Here is a 20,390-nt window from a genome sequence, read left to right on the forward strand (position 1 = left end):
CACAGAAGTAGAAATTATTCGATAAGTTAAGCTGCAATCTGGGGGGGTGACAAAGAGGTCTACGATATAGACTGTATAAGGGTTGCTGCCCGCATACCTTGTTGATAAAAGCGCCGTTTATTTGGAGTTAACTTCATTAACTGTTCTACCTCCAAAGAATATTGTTCGAGATAATTAACCCACTTTTCTCCATCTAAACCAACACCAAATGTACTCCGTCTTGGATATCTTTTTTTAGGTTCTTTGCGGCGAGATAAATATTTTTGCACCTGCTTTTTCTTCATTTCAGTGCCTTGAAATATTCCCGAACTATAGGCGAGCGTCATGAGCAAAATCATGTTAATAAGTCGGTTTCCTTTTAAGCTAGTTCCTTCAAGATCGTAGCCTCCAGTTTTACAGTCTCGGAACATTTCTTCAATACCCATCCGCTGCTTATAAGCATTGATGGCTGCTGGTAATGAGCCTAAATCTGTGAGAATAAACCATGCTTCATCCACCTTCCATCCCCCGTAGTTCCTTTTCCACTTACAAGCAATATCAAATCCGGTCGCAGGTCGAGTTTTCCTCACTCTTTTTCCCTGACAATATAAAGAGGTTTAAGAGTACTATGCCTAATTCATCTAACCGTTGCCAAACTAAATGTTCCGTTTCGATTAAGATGATTCTTTTTCAGTCTTAAACAAAAAGATACACCCTTTTCCCTTAGCCAGTTTCCCAAATCAACAGAACAAAATTCACGGTCTCCTAAAACGATGACTTTATATTCTGAAAATAATGGTAAAACTTGCTGTAAATTGGTAGTCTGTGACTCGAAGCTACTGTTTCCCAATTTGGGCAACAGTGACCAGTATAATGGAATTGCTCTTCGCTCCCAGATCAGGCTAACCATAAAGAGATTAATGCACCCCATTGACTGCGGTCGATTGCGATTGATAAACGAGTACCAATGGGGCAATAAGTGGTCAACCAATAAGTAATTAATGGGAACCAAATTAATGAGATAGTTAAATTGGGTAAATCCAGAAATCTTTGTAGTTTTATGCGCCGACTTTCGGTTGTAATTGGATAGGGAAATACCCGGGAGAGCCGTTCTAATCTCACTTGCTTTTCTGATTGTATCAAGGGTAGCAAGATTCCAATCAGTTTAAATTGAGCTGAACTTAGTTGTTTTTTTAAATGAATGAGGTAGAATGTTGGTATCATTATTTTTTAGATAGGCAAGCGTGTAACAATTATGCTGCCTATTTTTTTTTAGCACACATTGGCTCAATCCTTACAAAGGTATGGGTTTCAGGCTGGTTGTTACCCCCCCAGGCTGCAATAAAACTTTTTCGTAGTAAGGACTTTACTCCTAATTGACTCAAAAAGCTGCATAGAGGACTAATGAACAGTGACGGATTTTTACCGGAAGTTTCGGTGGTTGTGCCTGTTTACAACGGCGAGGCTGATTTGCCGGATTTAATCGAGTGCCTGCGATCGCAAACTTATCCGATCGACAGTGTAGAATATCTCTTAGTAGACAACAACAGTCGCGATCGCACTTCAACCATCATCCAAACAGCAGCCTCTAACCCCCCCGAACTTCGGGGGGGAAGCAATTTCAATCACATCACTATTCGCCACCTCACTGAAAATCAGATTCAAAGTTCCTACGCCGCCCGCAACAAAGGAATTCACGCATCAACAGGCGAAATAATTGCCTTTACGGATGCAGACTGTCGCCCGGAATCTGACTGGCTGGAAAATTTAGTTAAGCCATTTGTTGACTTAGAAGTAGGAATTAGCGCTGGGGAAATACTCGCATTGCCCGGTAAAACTATTTTAGAACAACACGCCGATCGCCAAAATACTTTATCTCAAAAACATACTCTCGCTCACCCTTTTTGTGCTTACGGACAAACCGCTAATTTGGCTGTACGCAAGCAAGTTTTAGCACAAGTAGGTTTATTTCGCCCGCATCTCACCAGCGGTGGCGATGCGGATTTGTGCTGGCGGATTTTGCGGGAAACATCCTATAAAATGTATTTTGCCGAAAATGCGATCGTCCGACACCGCCACCGTTCTACAATAAAACAGTTGCAAAGTCAATGGTATCGTTACGGCGAATCTAATAAATATTTGCACGAACTCCACGGTGTCGATTTGATGCGAGAATTCACAGCGCAGGAATATTTTTACCGGCTGGCTAGGTGGCTGTTAAAGGAATTTCCGGTTGCTGCTGCCAAAAATGCGTTAGCGAAGCCCTCGAAGAGGATCGCCCGAGCCGATCTGGTAGATTTGTTCAATACGCCGATCGGTCTTTTGAATGTTAGGGCAAGGTCGATCGGACAGCGCCAAGCCAAACTTCCAGAATCAGCTTGGGACATTGAGCGGTTTTAAGATTTTACAACATACAGCACTTTTGGTGGTAAGTGAGTTACATAGCTCTTGTAGGGACACGGCAGTGCCGTGTCCCTACAATCCGCCCTATAAATACCTATAAGGGCAGTTTATTGGTGCATATAAATATGCTGAATCATAAATATGAAAATTTCAGGTAATTCTTAATATAAGATTAATAAGTCTCTTCTGAAGCGCCCGGTTTGACAACGGCAAGGAACTCGGAGGCAAACGCAAAAATTTTCTTTACTTCTGCCTTCTGGCTTCCCGCTGCTGTAAGCGCGATCGGAATTATTCTCAGATTCTTAAATTTTTGTAACTTTTACAGGTAATGCCAATGGCTCAAATCTTACTCCAGACCGTTTGGTTCATACCTTGCTATCCGCTCATCGGCGGAGTTCTGTCGATGCTGTGGTTTCCGGCTATTACCCGTCGCACGGGGCCGAGACCATCCGGTTACGTAAACGCCATCTTAACACTCATCGCTTTCGCACACGGCGTCATCGCCCTCACAGCTATCTGGAACCAACCGGCGCAGCAGCAGTTGATTCCCTGGCTGAACGTAGCAGGTTTAGACTTAACCATTCCCGTCGAAATCTCTAGTGTCACCGTCGGGGCGACAGTTTTGATTACCGGACTGAACTTTTTGGCGCAGATTTATGCTTTCGGTTACATGGAAATGGACTGGGGCTGGGCTCGGTTCTTTTCCCTGATGGGGCTGTTTGAAGCGGGGATGTGCGGCTTGGTGTTGTGCAATTCCTTGTTTTTCAGTTACATGATTTTGGAAGTTCTGACTTTGGGTACTTACCTGCTAGTCGGGCTGTGGTTCAATCAGTCTTTGGTGGTGACAGGAGCTCGCGATGCTTTCTTGACAAAGCGGGTGGGTGACTTATTCCTGCTGATGGGGGTAGTTGCCATTCTGCCGCTGGCTGGAACTTGGAATTTTGACGAGTTGGCTGTTTGGGCCCAGACTGCAAAGCTTGACCCCACTGTAGCGACGCTGTTGACTTTAGCTTTGATTGCCGGCCCGATGGGCAAGTGCGCTCAGTTTCCCTTGCACCTGTGGCTGGATGAGGCGATGGAAGGCCCGCTACCGGCGACAATTTTGCGGAACACGGTAGTTGTGGAAACTGGTGCTTGGATTTTGATTAAGTTGCAGCCGGTGATTGCTTTGTCGCCGATTGGGGTGACGGCAACTATTGCTGTGGGTGCTGCGACGGCGGTGGGTGCTTCGTTAATTGCGATCGCCCAAATCGACATCAAGCGCACGCTTTCCTATATAGTCAGCTCGTACATGGGCTTAGTATTCATCGCCGTCGGTACCGGACAAACCCAGACAGCCCTGACATTAGTATTTGCTTACTCTTTGGCAATGGGTTTGCTGGTGATGAGCATCGGTTCGGTAGTTTGGAACAGCATCACTCAGGATGTCCGTTCTCTTGGCGGTTTGTGGGGAAAGCGACCGATATCGGCGATATCGTTTATTGTCGGTAGCGCTGGATTGGTGGGACTGCCGCCTTTCGGCTGTTTCTGGGCTTTAGAAGAATTCACATCCGGGCTTTGGGAAACTCACCCTTTCTTGTTAGGAATAGTTTTGTTTGTCAACGGTGTCACTGCTTTTGGGTTGGTGCGCGTCTTCGGTTTAGTTTTCGGCGGCAAACCAAAGCAAATGACCGAACGAGCGCCGGAAGTTCACTGGCCTTTCATCTTGCCGATGACTGTTTTAATGGGCTTTACTCTGCACGTTCCGCACTTGCTGGCAGCGTGGCAGTTATTACCTGCGGCAACTTTGAATTATACCGCAACTGGACTGCTAGTTTTGTCAACGGCGATCGGCATCGCTGCCGGAGCGTTTGTTTATCTGAACGAGAAATGGGAAAAACCGGTACGAATCGGTTCTCAAGCCCTGCAAGACTTTTTTGCTTACGACTTTTACACCGCCCAACTTTACCGGGTGACAGTGATATTTGCAGTCGGTTTAGTGGCTCAAATCATCTCTTGGGTCGATCGCAATATTGTTGACGGATTCGTAAATCTAATCGGTTTTGCAACGGTTTTCGGCGGGCAAAGCCTCAAGTACAACGTAAACGGTCAAACTCAGTTTTACGCCTTGACAATTCTGTTCGGAGTTGGACTTTTGGGACTGATAGTAAGCTGGCCGCTGCTAGCTCGCTTGTCGCTGATTGTGGGTGGGTAAAGAGATAATAAGATTGCAGATTTTAGGTGACACTTTTAATCTAAAATCTTAAAATCCTGAATTCTTGAATAAAGATTTCAAACATTCTCTCTTAAGGCAGCATCAATGAGTACAAATGACAGACAAGTAAATCTTTCCCGGCGCAATTCGCTAAAATTTGTCGCAGGTGCGATCGGTACAGGCATACTCGCAGCACGAGCAGGCGCTGATTTTGCTGCACCCGAACCAGTAGTTGCTCAAAATGACTTGACTCCCGATGCAGCTTTGCAAAAGTTAATGGACGGGAACCAGCGGTTTGTTGACAAAAAACGCCAAAGTCCCCACCAAGACTTACCGCGCCTTCTCGAAGTTGCCATAGCTCAAAAACCCTTTGCTGCTATTCTCGGCTGTGCAGATTCCCGCTTTCCTTCCGAAATTATCTTCGATCAGGGATTGGGAGATTTATTTGTCTGTCGCGTAGCCGGAAATGTTACTACTCCAGAAGAAATTGGCAGCCTGGAATTTGGCACGCTGGTACTGGGAGCAAAAGTGCTTGTCGTAGTCGGGCATAAAAGGTGCGGTGCGGTAGACGCAACCATCAAAGGAGCTCAAGTTCCCGGTCAAATTGGCAGTTTGCTCGACGCAATTAGGCCGGCTGTAGAAAGCTCGAAAAACCAAACGGGCGACAGGCTAGAAAATGCCTCAAAAGCCAATGTTCTGCTGCAAGCTAACAGGTTGAAAGCATCTCCAGTTATCTCTAAGTTAATGGCGGAGAATAAACTGAAAGTTGTTGGTGCATACTACGATTTAGACACGGGGAGAGTCACTATTCTTTCTGATTCGTGATGCAACTTTGGATTGAGAGTTAGGGAAATGTTAATATCTAAACTCTCAAACTATCAAACACAAGATCCTGCAAAATAGATTCTTTACTCTTCACTCTTGACACATTATGCTTAGTGCCTTGCTCTGGTTGCCCGCGTTGGGCGCTGCGGTAGTCGGGTTCCTGCCCGGAAACATCAATGGGACACGTTTGCGTTCAGTAGCCTCGGCTTTTGCTGTTGCTGTTTTCCTGTTGAATATCTGGCTGCTGACTCAATTCGATCCAGCCAATTCGGGACTGCAATTTCAAGAATATTTGCCTTGGATTCCGCAATTAGGTTTGAGCTACAACTTGGGCGTTGACGGCTTGTCTTTGCCGCTGCTGGTTCTCAGTGCATTGCTGACGCTATTAGTCATTTACGGCACTGGCAAAGAGATGGCACGGCCCCAGCTTTACTACGCTTTGATTTTGCTGATCAATGCTGGTATTGCCGGAGCTTTGATGTCTCAAAATTTGCTGCTGTTTGTACTGTTTTACGAAATAGAATTAATTCCTTTTTACCTGTTGATTGCGATTTGGGGTGGCAAGCAGCGAGAATACGCTGCCATGAAGTTTCTGATCTACACGGCTGTTTCGGGACTTTTAGTGCTGGCATCATTTTTGGGTGTAGCTTGGCTGAGCGGTTCTTTAAACTTCGATTACAGTGCTATTACCACTCAAGAATTGCCTTTAAAAACGCAATTAATCCTGTTAACAATTTTGCTAGTTGGGTTGGGAATTAAAATTCCCTTAGTACCCCTGCACACTTGGCTGCCGGATGCTTACGTCGAAGCTTCGCCAGCAACAGCAATTTTGCTGGGAGGGATTCTGGCGAAGTTGGGAACTTACGGTTTAGTACGGTTCGGCTTGCAGATGTTTCCCGAAACGTGGTCGATTATAGCTCCCGCTTTAGCGATTATCGGGACTGTGAGCGTGATGTACGGGGCTTTGAGCGCGATCGCCCAAAAAGACATCAAGCGCATGGTAGCCTATAGTTCGATCGGACATATGGGCTACATCCTCGTTGCCTGCGCCGCAGGTACGAAACTCGCCTTAATCGGCGCTGTCGGGCAAATGGTAAGCCACGGCTTAATTTTAGCTTTGCTGTTTTATTTGGTAGGCATCATCGAAACCAAAGTTGGCACGCGAGATTTGGACGTGCTCAACGGTTTGATGAACCCGATGCGGGGTTTGCCCACAGCCAGTTCCCTGTTAGTTTTGGGTGGGATGGCAAGCGCCGGAATTCCCGGTTTGGTGGGTTTTATTGCCGAATTTTTAGTATTTCAAGGCAGTTTCTCGATCTTTCCAATTCCAACTTTACTCTGCATTTTAGCTTCTGGTTTAACAGCAGTTTACTTTGTGATTCTGCTCAACCGCACTTGTTTTGGCAAGTTGGACAACGCCACGGCTTACTACCCAGCAGTTACCTTTGGCGAAAATATGCCGGCGCTGGTTTTGGCGGGCATCATTTTTGTACTGGGAATTCAACCTGCTTGGCTGCTGAAGTGGAGCGAATCTACTACAAATGCGATCGTTGCCACTCTTCCGGCTGACAGAAATGCTCAAGTAGCTATCAGTTATCAGCCAGAAAAATCCGAGATGGTTTTTATCAATCATTAGCCATTATTTTCTAACTGCCGATGATGAAATTCATTCCTGGTATTCTGGTAGCCCTTCGAGCTGCGATCTCACCATTCCTGTTATGGGATGCTATTGATGGCACAATCAGTGTCTGGTTCATCATCGGTTACTTAGTCGGGTTTTTCTCAGACATCTTCGACGGCGTGATTGCCAGACGCATCGGTGTCAGCAATGCACAATTACGTCAAGCTGATAGTTGGGCTGATGTCTGCTTCTATATCTGTGTATTTGCCAGTGCATGGCTGGTGCATAGAGATGTGGTAATTGCCTTTCGAGTGCCGCTCCTAGCTGTTGTTTTTGTACAGTTGGCATGGTGGATGGTTAACTTGGTAAAATATGGTAAACCAGCCAGTTACCATACCTACTCCGCTAAATTTTGGGGAATAACTCTGTTCATTGCTACTGTTGCTCTTTTCGGCTTTAACTATGCTGGAATTCCCCTTTGGCTAGCTATTATTTCTGGCATCATTCATACTGTAGAAGAGATTGCAATGACACTGCTATTGCCAGAGTGGAAACATGATGTTTTGAGTATTTTTCATGCTCTGAAGTTGCGACGTGAATAGAGTTATTCTTCCCTAAATAAGGACTAAATTCGCGGTGAAAATAAGAATCGACAGTTCAAATAATATTGCTATTAATTAGGAGAAACTGAAAATGGTACAAACCCCTAGTAAACCGGCGACTAAACTACCTCCTTCCAAGCACGAATTTGCTGACGTAATTCACAGGCTGGAAGCTGGCGGCGCGATGATTCCAGATACGCCAGAAAATCTGATGCAAATTATCGCTATCTGGAAAGCCTACGCGGTGCCGATGGACTTCTATTGGCGGGATTTGCTTTACATCGCCGAACGGGTATTTTTAAACCCGCTTCCCTTCTTTAAATACTTCTTACCCCAGGAGTATTTAGACTTGCAAAATCACTATTCAGGCGACGGTGCAGATTTGCGGATTTGGCGCGGGACTGGAAGTGTTCACCCGGAACTTTTGGAGTTCATGGAGAAGGGTGAAACTGGGAAAATGCCGCGATTGTTTCACCATTTGTGGCACGATCGCATTAACATGGAATTTGCCGAAGAGTGCATGAGGTCAATGCTTTGGCACCGGGGCTTGTACGTGCCGACCAATCAATTCGATCCTTATTTGGACACTGACGAATATAAAGCTAATGCCGATCGGGCAATTAAAGCTTACTTCAAAAAAGACCCGTTCATGCTGGGACTGCACAAAGCATTTCCAGAAATGTTTTTAGAACAGTGCCGCCAAATGTCTTATTACAGCAATCTCGGTTTATTCTGGGAAGTCATGGCGCCGGTGTTTTTTGAAGTTTCGGATCTTTACGATGAAGGGAAAGTTACCACAGTCCCGCAAGCGATGGATTTCCTGGTAAATGGCATATTTGCGATCGCGGGACGCCCGATTTACCACCACGTTTACATCGACGGCGAGAAGTACGAAATCATCCCCAAATCTAAGGGTTTCACTTGGCTTTACGAAGCAGCTTTACCTTACGTGGAAGCTGTATTTTATCGCACTTCGCCGTTCCGAGGCACTAAATCTTACAACGCTCAAGCTAAGGAAGTTCCTGACGACCAAAAAGACTTCCACTACGGAGTTTTGTATGCAGACAAATTCCCGGTAGGTACGGCGGGAATTCCGCCGACTTTGCTAGCACAAGATATGCTGCATTTCCTGCCGCCTTATTTGATGGATTTCTACAAACAGCGCTGTCGCGGCGAAGATGATATCCTAAATCAAATTGGGGTGACATTTCAGCGATCGATGTACTGCGTTACTTCGGCGGTGATTCAAGCTTTGCGGACTGCTCTTTTGTATCCTTTAGATGACCCGAATCCAAAGCATTTGAAGGCAAATCGGGCTTTCTTTGAGGCTCAGCTCGATCGCTTCTGTCGCCCGGAGTACGGCATGAAATATGCTGCGAAGTTGAATAATATTCAGACTTCGGATTACAGGTAAAGGATGTTTGCGGGAGGCATCTTAGCTGAAAAGTCCGCCAGTCCGTTAGTCCGCCAGGGGTTTTAACCCCTGGCTCAAAGCTCAAGTCGGTTGAAACCGACTGGGAAAAATCAGAGTTTTTTTAAGCCGTTGAAAAAGTCCTATAATATTAAGTCAGTTGGTATCGTAATTATTCATCTGTCTCACTGATTTTCCTCTAATTTCTATAATTTCTCTGCGTTCTCTGCGGTTTAATCACTCTGATAAAACCGGAAATGATATGACCAATAACAAATAACTAATAACTATGGACAGCAAAGACCTAGCTAAATATATCGAAGCAAAGGACGGGATTTCCAAACCTTGGCTGTTGGTGCAACTGCGGCTGAAAAAATTGCAAGAAAGGCGATCGGAGATTTCTGCTGAAGAGTATATGACAGAACTTACTGACCTTCACAAAGATTTAATGAATCTGGGGGAATGGTGGCTGGGTATTGAAGATGAAGTCTTCTAAGCGATTTGAAGAATGTTGGGTGGGGGGATGAATTCACCTTCTTCCTGCCAAGCTTCCAGATACATTTCGATCACTTCTTCGCCATGTCGGATTGCTTCTTCGCGGGTTTTGCCGTGGGTACAGGGCATGACAACGCGATCGGCAAACTCTGGAATCGTCACGAGGAAAAGTTGATCCTCGTCAGACCATTGGACGATCGTACTGTATCGATTCATGAATCTTCCTCCTTTAACTCGTCGAGTTCGGCTAACAATATTGACAACTGCTTCTCTCTCATAGCGTGGCACATCATCTCCGTCTTTGCCTGGAATTGTTAATGTCTTCCCAATCACAGGATGCTGCCATCTCTCATGGCTGCCTTTTCCGCGTTTGGGCAAATAAACAAAGCCCTCACGGGTAATCTGAGCTTTTAACTCGCGAATTTTTCTAGGCATGGTGATTGTCCATTTTCTACCTTCATTTTCTCACTTAGCCATTTGTTTTAATTTTTCCTTTGCCCATTCTCGCAGTTGCACGTCGGGTCGATCGCACTTTAAAATTTCTCCATCAAATCTTTTTCTTGGGCATAGACATCTCGTAGCTGTTGCAGCGCCGCCCCAGAAATGACCGATTTAACAGTAGCTACCAGTTGGCCCCACTCCAGCAATCTGTCAACTGAAATAGCTTTTTTGAACTTGTAGGTGTAGAATTTCGTCCAAAATGCTGGTGCTTGCTTGCTTTTCCAGCGTTTGTACCATCTGCCAAAATCTTGAAGTGCGATCGGCTTTACTTCTAAAATAGGGGGAAAATCGGCGTAGCTGACAAACCGGCTGATGCCTTTGGCGTGCACGTAAACCATGTAGCGGCAGCATTCGATGCGGTAAATCTCGTCTGCTGATATATTGAACAGGAGTGCGACTGTTTCTTCGGTAACGAATCTCGCCAGCGGATGCAGGATTGGCGATTTGTGAATTATTTTGGATTCTGCGATCGTCCGCAATTTTGCCGGAGTTTCTGATATCATGGCTAGTACACCTCTGGATATGGTTAGTAGACTTCTGGATATGGCAAATGCACTTTTTGATAGAAAGAAATAATCTGTCCAGATTAGGTTTTACAGACGATCGCCCTTTAGTTTTCCAGGCCGGGGGGCGATCGCTCTTTACATATAAAATTGTACGACGCAATTGCATCAACTGTCAAGCATGGGTTTAGTCAGGCTAAAAATTCGGGAACTAGCGGCGGAGAAGGGCTGGACGCTTAAGGAAGTATCCGATCGTTCCGGGGTAATTTATAGCACTGTCAGAAGCTATGCTCGTCGTCCTGAAATGGCAATGGTTGACTTTACTTGCCTGCGGAAGTTAGCTCGCACTTTTGATGTGATGATTGAGGATTTGGTTGAGGTTTTAGAGGAATAGTCGATCGGCCTTTAGTTTTCTAGACCTGGGGCGATCGCTTTTTCCGATGCAATTATCTTAAAACGCAACTGCATTATTTGTCAAGTATGGGTTTAGTCAGAGTTAAAGTGCGAGAGTTAGCGGCCGAGAGGGGCTGGACATTCAAGGAGGTGGCTGAGCGATCCGGCGTGATCTACAGCACCATAACCAGCTATGCTCGTCGTTCAGAAATATCAATGGTTGACTTTACCGCCCTGTACAAGTTAGCGCGGGCCTTTGATGTGATGATTGAGGACTTGGTGGAGATTATTGAGGAGTAGGCGATCGACCTTTCCACATTTTTAGTATAAACTGTACTGTTGCGTCTTGTCAAGACGCGCTTTAGCACTTTGCATCACAGCTAAAAGCTGAGGTTAAAAGTGCTAAGATTTAATCGAAGTTATTAATCTCCCGTTACCTTTGTGACTAGAGCCAGTACCGCCATTGGAGTCAGCCCCATAATTAAGGAACTTGTGCAGAAAAAGGCGCTAGCAACCCGACTAACGCTGAAGGAAATTATCTATGTTGGGATGCTGGCGATTGACGAGTTGGACGAAAAGCGCCTGCAAGAGTTGGCCGATCAGGTGCATCAGATGCAGGTGAATGGTGAAATTTGAGGCGATGAGGGTGATTCCCTACGGGTGAAGTAAGGCAAGGGCGCTCCTATGGAATTCGTCTACTGAAACAAATTCTTATTTTTCTACCAATAAATTGGGGTCTTCTTCTCCTCAACAGGAGCGTTTTCCGATCTAGTATTTGTACCCGTTTCGGTGCTCTTCGCCCCACACAGTCTGCTCAAATCAACTATCGTGCTATCGGAGCGCTGATAAAAACAAAAAGGTCGATCGTTGGATTGAGCCTGGGGTGGAGCAAAAATAGCAGGCATGGAAAAGCGCTCAGAAGACTGCCTCGGCATTGGGGATACTGGAACTTTCATCTCGGTGGTTGGCTCTGACGGTTTTGCAAGGGCTGCGTCGGCCGTTACCATTCCTGACAGTAGCAGAAATGCCACCGAAAGCAGGAGGAGATTGGAGCGTTTCATATTACTTTTCGACAATCTTGCTTCTGAGACTATTAACAAATGCCAGGACTTCGGCTTTCTCTGGTGGATTGACCCTATTTTTATCGAGAGCTTGGGACACATCATTAGCAAAAGCGTTAAATTCATTGTTCGTGAGACCTCCATCCATTCCACTATGGGAAAGCTTCATAGTCCGCCCTGTATAAACACAAGGCCCCCCTGCCGCTTGGCAGAATTGATCCACTAACAACTGACGCAGCCTCTGTTGTGAGTTTGTACCCAAGCCAATAAAGTATTTACCAATTAGTGGGTCAGCGAATATGAAAGTTGCTGAATCATCAATGACTTTTGCGATCGCGTTGTAGCCTCCTAGCCTAGTGTATAGAGAATTTCCTCCGGGAACTTGTGCAATCATATCTGTAGTTACTTTTTCTGCTGATTCTTGTGCTGGCATCACCGGCGTAGAACGAGCGAAACTAGGGCTTAATCTGAAAGTAGTCACAACTATGACTGTCATACAAATTAATGTCAACAACATTGCCAAAGATTTACTGAGTTTCATTGAAAATCTCCAATTGTGATGGTAATAGGGTTAATTGAATCTTCAGCTCTAAGTCATTTACAGATACATAGGGTTAAGAAGCCGGAAGCCGAAGTATAAGCTCAACTAAACTTAGTCTTTCGCTCTGTGCGATCGTCAAGAGGCGATGGTAAAGAGCGAGCGGTCGTAACATCACTTGATAACTTTAGCATCAAATTATCTTACCGTAGATTTTGTAATATTTCTTAGATAAGTCAGCATTTTTTGAGAGATTGACTTCACATTGTGTTGCGTCTTGTCAAAACGCGGTTAAACAAGTTGCATCGCAGCTAAAAGCTCAGGTGAAAAGTGCTTCGATTTAATCGAAGTTGTTAATCTCCGGTTAGTTTTGTGACCAGAACCAGTACCGCCATTGGAGTCAGCCCCATTATCAAGGATATTGTGCAGAAAAAGTTGCTAGCAACCCGACTAACGCTAAAGGAAATTATCTATGTCGGGATGCTGGCGATTGACGAGTTGGACGAAAAGCGCTTGCAATAATTGGCTGCTTAGGTGCATCAGATGCAGGTGAATGGGGAGATTTGAGGGGATAAGGGCGATCGGGCTTTTAATGAAGAGAGGGGGAATGCTATTCAGTCGGCGATCGAAAATTGTTGTGCCGCTGTCAAGGATTGTATTCCATTTCAAAGCGGAAGGTGACTTCGATCGGCATCTATTTGACTCCCAAATTCTATAGGTAAATCAAATAATTTCTGGGTTATTAAATGTATACATTTGAACGTCTGGAAAATCAACTGATTCGATACCAAATACAATAAACCCATTATCCGTCCACCCATCATTAAAAACAGAAAATAGCAGACCGAGGTTTCTCACCTCTTGACTTAACGCAAAATAATCTGGTGGCAATGGAAATCGCTGTTCAAAGGGTGCAACAAATAGTTGTTTGCGCCATTCTGGATCGAGGCTGAGGTCGTAACTCAAATCGCTTACTTGCTCGCTTGCAATATCTTTTACTCGCAGTTCGCCCTCGCTCAAAGCAGGTAGATCGCCAATAATTTTATCAATTTGCCCCGTGTGAATTAGGACAGAGGCTTTTTTAGGTGAATGTGGCTTCCAGCCATTTGCTAAACCGTAATATATCACCTGTTTAACCACTTTAGGGGTGACAGAAACTGCTTGACGAACTCGCTGCCATCGACCTCCTACTTCTCGCTGATAAGCATCATGCGGATCAAAAAAAGCTTGTAGCAATTGCCCTGAATATCCATTTGCTTCAATGGCAAGATCGATCGTCCCTTCACGCTTAGAAATGAGCCAGCGATACTTTTTGCCATCAACCTCGATAATTCTACTCTTTTTTTGTGGCAATGTCATACAGGGTTAAAAGCTTGGGTGAAAAGAGCTAGGATTCGATCGAAGCGATCGATATCCTGTTAAATTAAAAGCCTAGCTCAAGTAAAGTAACATAGCATTTCGATCGGCGGAAACTTTTTGATAGTAATTCAACATTTCATTGTAGTAGTCGGTCAACCACTCCAAGATTTCTTCTTCTGCCCAATCAATCCACGAGATCGGTTCATCTCGATCTGCTTCTCGAAGATAGCGACTTTGAAACCCTGCTTCTCCTAGCGCGACCAAACCGTTCAATATCCGTGTAATTTCATCAGGCAGAAGATACCGCACTGCTCCATATCCCGTACTGTAACCAATCTCTGAACCAGCACCGATAGCATTCACCAAAGGCAAACCATCCCATCTCGAATTTTCAATTACCAGAAAAGGGAAAAAATCTTCCCCTTTGGCTTTTGCCATAAGATAGGTGTTTTCTTTGAGCTCTGGAATAGTTGCTCGATCGAAAATGTAGCCTGGGATGTATCCAGCCAATAAGAATGTAAGTTGTTGAAAGTTTTTTTTCAAGTCTAGGTCTGGTGTTTCCCACTCAGAAACGAACTGTTCTCGCGGGGAAGGTATTCTGAAAAATGCTGTCTCACTATTTCGCTTTATCAGTTCGGCAGATGCAGCAGGCCAATGGGTTGCCGTTTCCCAAAAAGTGGATTCAGGCAACCACTTTGCGTTAAGAAAAGCCTCAACGAGGGCTGGCTCTTTTTTCAGCCTCTCAAACGTCGCTAACGATATTTCTTTAAGCTGACTTGTAATTCCCATATTTTGACGAGGCTAAGGGTAATACGATAATACGATTGAGTCCGCTGCCACAGAATTGTTGTATCGCTGTCAAGGATTGTATTCCATAAAGCGCGAGCATCTCAAGCCACTCCAATCACCGCGTGCAGTACAGCCAAACTTGTATCCGAATCCAACATCCTAGAAATAAAACATACAGCGTATTCCAGGTTTATGAAGTAGTAGGGACACGGCAATGCCGTGTCCCTACCGGGATCGAAGGATAGGCAGTGTACTTCATGAACGTGGAATCTGCTGTATATTGTTTTTGGTATTGCAAGTATTCATGCACTGTGAATTACCTACAGGCTCATGTTAAAGATAGGGAATACGATCGCACTTTTATTCCTGCTTGACAGACTCAGCCAACCGCTTCGCATTCTCCCGCCGATAAACATTAATCGGACTATTGCGAATATCAGCTTCTACCATCGCAATTAGTTCATCTAGTGTTTGAGTCCAAGCTTCCAGCATTCGATTGCTGTCTCGAAGCATCGCAACAGTTTGCTTAACTTTCTCTGGATCGGGAATTTGTTTTTGCTCGTTCATAATATGTTCCAATCCCTTTTAGCTTCTTGAACACTTGCGGATGACGCATCAAGCGCAGCTTGTCCTTGCTCAATGCTCCGATACAGTAAATCTAGCATAGCAGAGGAGGCTGGCTGAGCCTCAGCAATCCGCAGCAACAGAGTGCACAGGCGAGAGTAAGGTTCTCTTAGACGTTCAGCAGCGTTTTGCAGTTGTTCTAAAACTGTAGCTGTTGTATCTGTCTCTCCAAATTGCTCAAAAATTGCCGATTCTGCTGCTTTGGCTGTATCAATTCCTTCCAACAGCCTCCGCTGTAAATTCAATGCACTTGTGATAGTTTCATCTGGCAACTTAGCCATAAAAACTTGCTCCTCTCTTTTACATTAACCAAAATACCAAAAAATCCCCCGCCAGAAGGCAGGGGATTTCATTTAATTACCTAGAAACCAGAGTTCAGAGTTACCCGAATTTCCCGGCTGTCGAAGCAATTACAAAGGCCGCGTAAGTGAGGACGTTGCCCACAGTAAAGTGAACTAAGCCAACCAAACGACCTTGGACGATCGACAAAGCAACAGGCTTGTCTTTCCAGCGAACCAAGTTAGCCAAAGGAGTGCGCTCGTGAGCCCAAACCAAAGTCTCGATCAACTCTTGCCAGTAACCTCTCCAAGAGATCAGGAACATGAAACCAGTTGCCCAAACAAGGTGTCCGAATAAGAACATCCAGGCCCAGACTGACAAGTTGTTAGTACCGTAAGGGTTGTAACCGTTGATCAACTGAGAAGAATACAGCCAGAGGTAATCGCGGAACCAGCCCATCAGGTAGGTAGAAGACTCATTGAACTGAGCCACATTACCTTGCCAGATGCCCAGGTGCTTCCAGTGCCAGTAGAACGTTACCCAAGCTAGGGTGTTCAGCATCCAGAAGACAGACATGTACATCGCGTCCCAAGCAGAGACATCGCAAGTACCGCCACGGCCGGGGCCGTCGCAAGGGAAAGCATAACCGAAGTCTTTTTTGTCCGGCATCAGCTTAGAACCGCGTGCATCCAGAGCGCCCTTGACCAAAATCAAGGTGGTGGTGTGCAAGCCTAGGGCGATCGCATGGTGAACCAAGAAATCGCCAGGTCCGATCGCCAAGAACAGAGAATTAGTACCGCTGTTGATCGCATCCAACCAGCCTGGGAGCCATACGTTGCCGTAGTTCGGCCAAGCGGTAGAAGCAATGCTGTCGGGGTTAGACAACAGCACGTCCATGCCGTAGAGAGCTTTTCCGTGAGCAGCTTGGATGAACTGTGCGAACACTGGTTCAATCAAGATTTGCTTCTCAGGAGTACCGAAAGCAACTACAACGTCATTGTGAACGTACAGGCCGAGAGTGTGGAAGCCCAAGAACAGCGACACCCAGCTCAGGTGAGAGATAATCGCTTCTTTGTGCTGCAACACCCGATCGAGCACGTTGCCTTTATTTGCTTCAGGATCGTAGTCCCGCACCAAGAAGATAGCTCCGTGGGCGAAAGCGCCGACCATGATGAATCCAGCAATGTACTGGTGGTGCGTGTACAGCGCAGCCTGAGTCGTGAAGTCCTTACCTATGAAAGCGTAGGGAGGCATCGCGTACATATGCTGTGCTACCAGGGAGGTGATCACGCCCAAAGCAGCGAGGTGAAATGCCAGTTGGAAGTGCAGCGAGTTGTTGTAGGTTTCGTACAAGCCTTGGTGAGGCAAGTTGAACTGCCCTTCACTCTTGCCGCCGACCAAACCAGCCTTAGAATCCAACATCTCTTTGATGCTGTGACCGATACCGAAGTTAGTCCGGTACATATGACCGGCAACGATAAACAGAACTGCGATCGCCAAGTGGTGGTGAGCAATATCTGTCAGCCACAAGGATTCTGTTTGAGGGTGGAAGCCACCCAAGAAAGTCAGAATTGCGGTTCCCGCGCCTTCGGAAGTACCGAAGACATGGTTCGCTGCATCTGGATTCTCGGCGTATACGCCCCAGTTACCAGTGAAGAACGGAGCCAAACCGGCCGGGTGAGGTGGGGTAGACAAGAAGTTTTCCCAACCTACGTGCTGTCCGCGAGATTCGGGGATAGCAACGTGAACCATGTGACCAGTCCAAGCCAAAGAGCTGACACCGAACAAACCAGCCAAGTGGTGGTTGAGGCGAGATTCAGCATTTTTGAACCAAGACAAGCTGGGGCGGTACTTGGGCTGGAGGTGCAACCAACCTGCGAACAGGAAGACAGCCGCCAGAAGTAGCAAGAAGATAGCTCCTTGATACAGGTCGGCGTTGGTCCGAATCCCTTGAGTGAACCACCAATGGTAGACACCGGAGTAAGAGATGTCTACTGGGTTAGAAGCGCCCCCTTGAGTGAAAGCTTCTACTGCAGGAGCGCCGAATTGCGGGTCCCAAATCGCGTGAGCGATCGGGCGGACATTGAGGGGGTCTTTAATCCACTGTTCAAAGTTACCTTGCCATGCTACGTGGAACAGGCTGCCCGAAGTCCACAAGAAAATGATTGCTACGTGGCCGAAGTGAGAAGCAAAAATCTTTTGGTAAAGATTTTCTTCGGTCATGCCGTCGTGGCTTTCAAAGTCGTGCGCTGTGGCAATCCCGTACCAGATCCGCCGTGTGGTCGGGTCTTGGGCAAGGTCTTGGCTAAATTTTGGAAATTTCGTTGCCATAAGCCTTGATTAATCCTGAATCCTGAACGTTGAAGAGGTTCGGTTCCGAGGTTTGGATTCTGGGTTTGAGATTGCTCCCAAATCCTGAACCCAAAACCTAAAGGTAGTTTACCCTACCGAGATGATTCGCGCTAGGAAGAATGCCCACGTTGTGACAATTCCTCCCAGGAGGTAGTGAGCTACACCCACAGCCCGACCCTGAATAATGCTCAGAGCGCGAGGCTGAATCGAGGGAGCTACCTTGAGCTTGTTGTGAGCCCAAACAATGGATTCAATCAGTTCTTGCCAGTAGCCGCGGCCGCTGAACAGGAACATCAAGCTGAAGGCGAACACGAAGTGTCCGGCTAGGAACATCAGACCGTAGGCCGACAGTGCCGAACCGTAGGACTGAATTACCTGAGAAGCTTGCGCCCACAGGAAGTCTCGCAGCCAGCCGTTAATCGTGATCGCACTTTGTGCGAAGTTGCCGCCGGTGATGTGAGAAATTGTGCCGTCTGGCGATACTGTTCCCCACACGTCCGACTGCATTTTCCAGCTAAAGTGGAAAATCACGATCGAGATGCAGTTGTACATCCAGAACAGGCCTAGGAACACGTGATCCCAACCTGAAACTTGGCAGGTGCCGCCACGGCCGGGGCCGTCGCAAGGGAACCGGAAACCCAAGTTACCTTTGTCAGGAACCAAACGAGAACTGCGTGCGAACAACACGCCCTTCAAGAGGATCAGGACTGTAACGTGAATGGTGAAAGCGTGGATGTGGTGGATCAAGAAGTCCGCCGTACCCAACTCGATCGGCATCATCGCTACTTTGCCCGCGACTACTACTGCACCGCCGCCAAAAGCGTGGCTGACGATTTCCGTAGCATTAGGCGCTGTTGTGCCCGGAGCCAAGGCGTGGATGTTTTGCACCCACTGGGCAAATATCGGACGCAACTGAATCCCGGTATCGGAGAACAAATCTTGAGGACGACCGAAAGCCCGCATCGTGTCGTTGTGAACGTACAGACCGAAGCTGTGGAAGCCCAAGAATATGCAAACCCAGTTCAGGTGAGAGATGATGGCATCTCTGTGGCGGATTACGCGATCGAGCAGGTTGTTGACGTTGCCGCTCGGTTCGTAGTCGCGCACCATGAAGATTGCTCCGTGAGCGGCTGCTCCAACAATCAGGAATCCGCCGATCCACATGTGGTGGGTGAACAGGGATAGCTGAGTCGGGTAGTCCGTCGCGATGTACGGATACGGAGGCATCGCGTACATATGGTGAGCCACGATGATGCTCACCGATCCCAGCATTGCCAAGTTAATGGACAGTTGCGCGTGCCAAGAAGTAGTCAGAATTTCGTAGAGACCTTTGTGACCTTCACCAGTGAAGGGGCCTTTGTGGTTCTCTAGGATTTCCTTCATGCTGTGGCCGATGCCCCAGTTCGTCCGGTACATATGACCAGCGACGATGAACAGCACTGCCAGAGCTAAGTGGTGGTGCGCTGTATCGGTCAGCCACAAACCGCCCGTCGTCGGGTTCAGACCGCCTTTGAAGGTCAGGAAGTCTGTGTATGCGCCCCAGTTGAGGGTGAAGAAGGGGGTTAAACCTTTTGCGAAGCTCGGGTAGATGTCTGCCATCAAGCCCGGCGTCAAAATCCACTCGTGCGGCAGGGGGATGTCGGCAACTGTTTTGATCAGCTTGCCGCCAACTGTCAGCGGTGCACCTGCATCGATCGCGTCCATGCAAGCATTGATCGGCAGAGCCACGTGAATTTGCTGTCCCGCAAAGCCCAAGCACCCGCAGCCGAGCAAAACTGCCAAGTGGTGGTTCATCATCGATTCCACGTTCTGGAACCATTCCAGTTTCGGAGCGCGGACGTGATAGTGGAACCAACCGGCAAATAGCATCAGGGCTGCCATTACCAATGCGCCGATCGCAGTGCAATATAGCTGGTATGAGTTAGTGATGCCGTTGGCGCGCCACAGTTGAAACAGACCAGAGGTGATCTGAATCCCGTGAAAGCCGCCGCCTACATCTGCATTTAAAATTTCTTGACCAAAAATCGGCCAGACCACTTGAGCGCTGGGCTTGATGGCTGTAGGATCTGTCAGCCAAGCTTCGTAATTGGAAAATTTAGCGCCGTGGAAATATGCGCCGCTCAACCAGACGAAGATTACTGCCAAGTGGCCGAAGTGAGCGCTAAAGATTTTGCGCGAAACGTCTTCTAAGTCGCTGGTGTGACTGTCAAAGTCGTGAGCGTTAGCGTGGAGGTTCCAAATCCAAGTGGTGGTTTTTGGTCCTTTAGCTAGAGTGCGATCGAAATGACCTGGTTTTGACCACTTCTCGAAGGAAGTTGGAACCGGATTCTTATCGACTACTACCCTAACTTTTACCTCTCGCTCTGGAGGACTAATGGTCATGAAGACTCTCCTCTCGGTAAGACAAGGAACGAGAACTGAAATACTGTATCTGACACTCCCCGGGCTTTTGGTACGGGGA

22 protein-coding genes and 1 pseudogene are annotated in these 20,390 nt (G+C 46.9%); 11 read left to right on the forward strand and 12 right to left on the reverse strand.

Annotated features, from left to right (window positions below; all coding sequences use genetic code 11):
- Nucleotides 1-59 precede the first annotated feature (59 nt).
- Complete coding sequence (locus QUA02_RS10340) at nucleotides 60-497, reverse strand: hypothetical protein (RefSeq protein ID WP_333027244.1); 438 nt, start codon at nucleotides 495-497, stop codon at nucleotides 60-62.
- An 886-nt stretch (nucleotides 498-1,383) separates the two neighbouring features.
- On the opposite strand from QUA02_RS10340, the gene QUA02_RS10345 reads away from it, so the two are divergent.
- The 7 genes from QUA02_RS10345 (at nucleotide 1,384) to QUA02_RS10375 (ending at nucleotide 9,531) form a co-directional block, all read left to right on the forward strand.
- The gene (locus QUA02_RS10345) at nucleotides 1,384-2,379 is read left to right on the forward strand and encodes a glycosyltransferase family 2 protein (RefSeq protein WP_333027245.1); all 996 of its coding nucleotides are present in this window, start codon (nucleotides 1,384-1,386) and stop codon (nucleotides 2,377-2,379) included.
- 337 nt (nucleotides 2,380-2,716) lie between these two features.
- On the forward strand, nucleotides 2,717-4,576 hold the full coding sequence (locus QUA02_RS10350; RefSeq protein WP_333027246.1) for an NAD(P)H-quinone oxidoreductase subunit F: 1,860 nt from the start codon (nucleotides 2,717-2,719) through the stop codon (nucleotides 4,574-4,576).
- A 105-nt stretch (nucleotides 4,577-4,681) separates the two neighbouring features.
- Nucleotides 4,682-5,401 (forward strand): carbonic anhydrase, encoded by a 720-nt coding sequence (locus QUA02_RS10355; protein WP_333027249.1) that lies wholly within the window; start codon nucleotides 4,682-4,684, stop codon nucleotides 5,399-5,401.
- Between the two features lie 106 nt (nucleotides 5,402-5,507).
- Nucleotides 5,508-7,037 carry an NADH-quinone oxidoreductase subunit M gene (locus QUA02_RS10360; protein WP_333027251.1) on the forward strand — a complete coding sequence of 510 codons (1,530 nt, stop codon included), beginning with the start codon at nucleotides 5,508-5,510 and terminating at the stop codon, nucleotides 7,035-7,037.
- A 20-nt stretch (nucleotides 7,038-7,057) separates the two neighbouring features.
- Complete coding sequence (locus tag QUA02_RS10365; protein ID WP_333027253.1) at nucleotides 7,058-7,624, forward strand: CDP-alcohol phosphatidyltransferase family protein; 567 nt, start codon at nucleotides 7,058-7,060, stop codon at nucleotides 7,622-7,624.
- A 91-nt stretch (nucleotides 7,625-7,715) separates the two neighbouring features.
- Nucleotides 7,716-9,038: a CO2 hydration protein CupA gene (locus QUA02_RS10370; protein ID WP_333027254.1), complete on the forward strand. Its 1,323-nt coding sequence runs from the start codon at nucleotides 7,716-7,718 to the stop codon at nucleotides 9,036-9,038.
- Nucleotides 9,039-9,324: 286 nt separating this feature from the next.
- Nucleotides 9,325-9,531: a hypothetical protein gene (locus QUA02_RS10375; RefSeq protein WP_172190588.1), complete on the forward strand. Its 207-nt coding sequence runs from the start codon at nucleotides 9,325-9,327 to the stop codon at nucleotides 9,529-9,531.
- On the opposite strand, the gene QUA02_RS10380 is transcribed toward QUA02_RS10375, so the two are convergent.
- The 3 genes and pseudogenes from QUA02_RS10380 to QUA02_RS10390 all read right to left on the reverse strand — a co-directional run bounded on the left by QUA02_RS10380 (nucleotide 9,528) and on the right by QUA02_RS10390 (nucleotide 10,534).
- Entirely contained in the window at nucleotides 9,528-9,746 is a 219-nt protein-coding gene (locus QUA02_RS10380) for a type II toxin-antitoxin system HicB family antitoxin (RefSeq protein ID WP_333027309.1), read from the reverse strand. The genes QUA02_RS10375 and QUA02_RS10380 overlap by 4 nt on opposite strands.
- A 120-nt stretch (nucleotides 9,747-9,866) precedes the next feature.
- Nucleotides 9,867-9,965: pseudogene (locus QUA02_RS10385) on the reverse strand (type II toxin-antitoxin system HicA family toxin); the annotation flags it as partial.
- 98 nt (nucleotides 9,966-10,063) lie between these two features.
- Nucleotides 10,064-10,534: a hypothetical protein gene (locus tag QUA02_RS10390; RefSeq protein ID WP_333027256.1), complete on the reverse strand. Its 471-nt coding sequence runs from the start codon at nucleotides 10,532-10,534 to the stop codon at nucleotides 10,064-10,066.
- A gap of 181 nt (nucleotides 10,535-10,715) precedes the next feature.
- Here QUA02_RS10390 and QUA02_RS10395 point away from each other — a divergent pair, with 181 nt between their 5' ends.
- The 3 genes from QUA02_RS10395 (at nucleotide 10,716) to QUA02_RS10405 (ending at nucleotide 11,563) form a co-directional block, all read left to right on the forward strand.
- Nucleotides 10,716-10,928, forward strand: coding sequence for a helix-turn-helix domain-containing protein (locus tag QUA02_RS10395; RefSeq protein ID WP_006631307.1), 213 nt, complete (start codon nucleotides 10,716-10,718; stop codon nucleotides 10,926-10,928).
- Between the two features lie 86 nt (nucleotides 10,929-11,014).
- Nucleotides 11,015-11,227: a helix-turn-helix domain-containing protein gene (locus QUA02_RS10400; RefSeq protein ID WP_006631308.1), complete on the forward strand. Its 213-nt coding sequence runs from the start codon at nucleotides 11,015-11,017 to the stop codon at nucleotides 11,225-11,227.
- Between the two features lie 141 nt (nucleotides 11,228-11,368).
- The gene (locus tag QUA02_RS10405; RefSeq protein WP_333027259.1) at nucleotides 11,369-11,563 is read left to right on the forward strand and encodes a hypothetical protein; all 195 of its coding nucleotides are present in this window, start codon (nucleotides 11,369-11,371) and stop codon (nucleotides 11,561-11,563) included.
- Between the two features lie 83 nt (nucleotides 11,564-11,646).
- Here the strand turns inward: QUA02_RS10405 and QUA02_RS10410 are convergent, their stop codons facing one another.
- Nucleotides 11,647-11,988 (reverse strand): hypothetical protein, encoded by a 342-nt coding sequence (locus tag QUA02_RS10410; RefSeq protein ID WP_333027261.1) that lies wholly within the window; start codon nucleotides 11,986-11,988, stop codon nucleotides 11,647-11,649.
- Between the two features lies 1 nt (nucleotide 11,989).
- Nucleotides 11,990-12,529 carry a group I truncated hemoglobin gene (locus QUA02_RS10415; RefSeq protein ID WP_333027263.1) on the reverse strand — a complete coding sequence of 180 codons (540 nt, stop codon included), beginning with the start codon at nucleotides 12,527-12,529 and terminating at the stop codon, nucleotides 11,990-11,992.
- A gap of 369 nt (nucleotides 12,530-12,898) precedes the next feature.
- Here QUA02_RS10415 and QUA02_RS10420 point away from each other — a divergent pair, with 369 nt between their 5' ends.
- Nucleotides 12,899-13,048 carry a hypothetical protein gene (locus QUA02_RS10420; RefSeq protein WP_333027266.1) on the forward strand — a complete coding sequence of 50 codons (150 nt, stop codon included), beginning with the start codon at nucleotides 12,899-12,901 and terminating at the stop codon, nucleotides 13,046-13,048.
- Between the two features lie 201 nt (nucleotides 13,049-13,249).
- Here the strand turns inward: QUA02_RS10420 and QUA02_RS10425 are convergent, their stop codons facing one another.
- The 6 genes from QUA02_RS10425 to psaA form a co-directional block, all read right to left on the reverse strand.
- Nucleotides 13,250-13,885, reverse strand: a complete 636-nt coding sequence (locus QUA02_RS10425; protein ID WP_333027267.1) for a hypothetical protein — start codon at nucleotides 13,883-13,885, stop codon at nucleotides 13,250-13,252.
- Nucleotides 13,886-13,957: 72 nt separating this feature from the next.
- Nucleotides 13,958-14,674, reverse strand: a complete 717-nt coding sequence (locus QUA02_RS10430; protein WP_333027270.1) for a DUF1877 family protein — start codon at nucleotides 14,672-14,674, stop codon at nucleotides 13,958-13,960.
- A 360-nt stretch (nucleotides 14,675-15,034) separates the two neighbouring features.
- The gene (locus tag QUA02_RS10435) at nucleotides 15,035-15,241 is read right to left on the reverse strand and encodes a hypothetical protein (RefSeq protein ID WP_333027271.1); all 207 of its coding nucleotides are present in this window, start codon (nucleotides 15,239-15,241) and stop codon (nucleotides 15,035-15,037) included.
- Nucleotides 15,238-15,579, reverse strand: coding sequence for a hypothetical protein (locus tag QUA02_RS10440; protein ID WP_333027272.1), 342 nt, complete (start codon nucleotides 15,577-15,579; stop codon nucleotides 15,238-15,240). Before QUA02_RS10440 ends, QUA02_RS10435 begins: the two co-directional genes overlap by 4 nt.
- A 100-nt stretch (nucleotides 15,580-15,679) precedes the next feature.
- On the reverse strand, nucleotides 15,680-17,908 hold the full coding sequence (psaB, locus tag QUA02_RS10445) for a photosystem I core protein PsaB (RefSeq protein ID WP_333027273.1): 2,229 nt from the start codon (nucleotides 17,906-17,908) through the stop codon (nucleotides 15,680-15,682).
- Between the two features lie 108 nt (nucleotides 17,909-18,016).
- A complete protein-coding gene (gene psaA, locus QUA02_RS10450; protein ID WP_333027274.1) occupies nucleotides 18,017-20,311 on the reverse strand; it encodes a photosystem I core protein PsaA in 2,295 nt (764 codons plus the stop codon).
- Nucleotides 20,312-20,390 lie beyond the last annotated feature (79 nt).

Source organism: Microcoleus pseudofavosus SVA1_A4 (assembly GCF_036700565.1).
In the GTDB taxonomy this organism is placed as follows: domain Bacteria; phylum Cyanobacteriota; class Cyanobacteriia; order Cyanobacteriales; family Microcoleaceae; genus Microcoleus.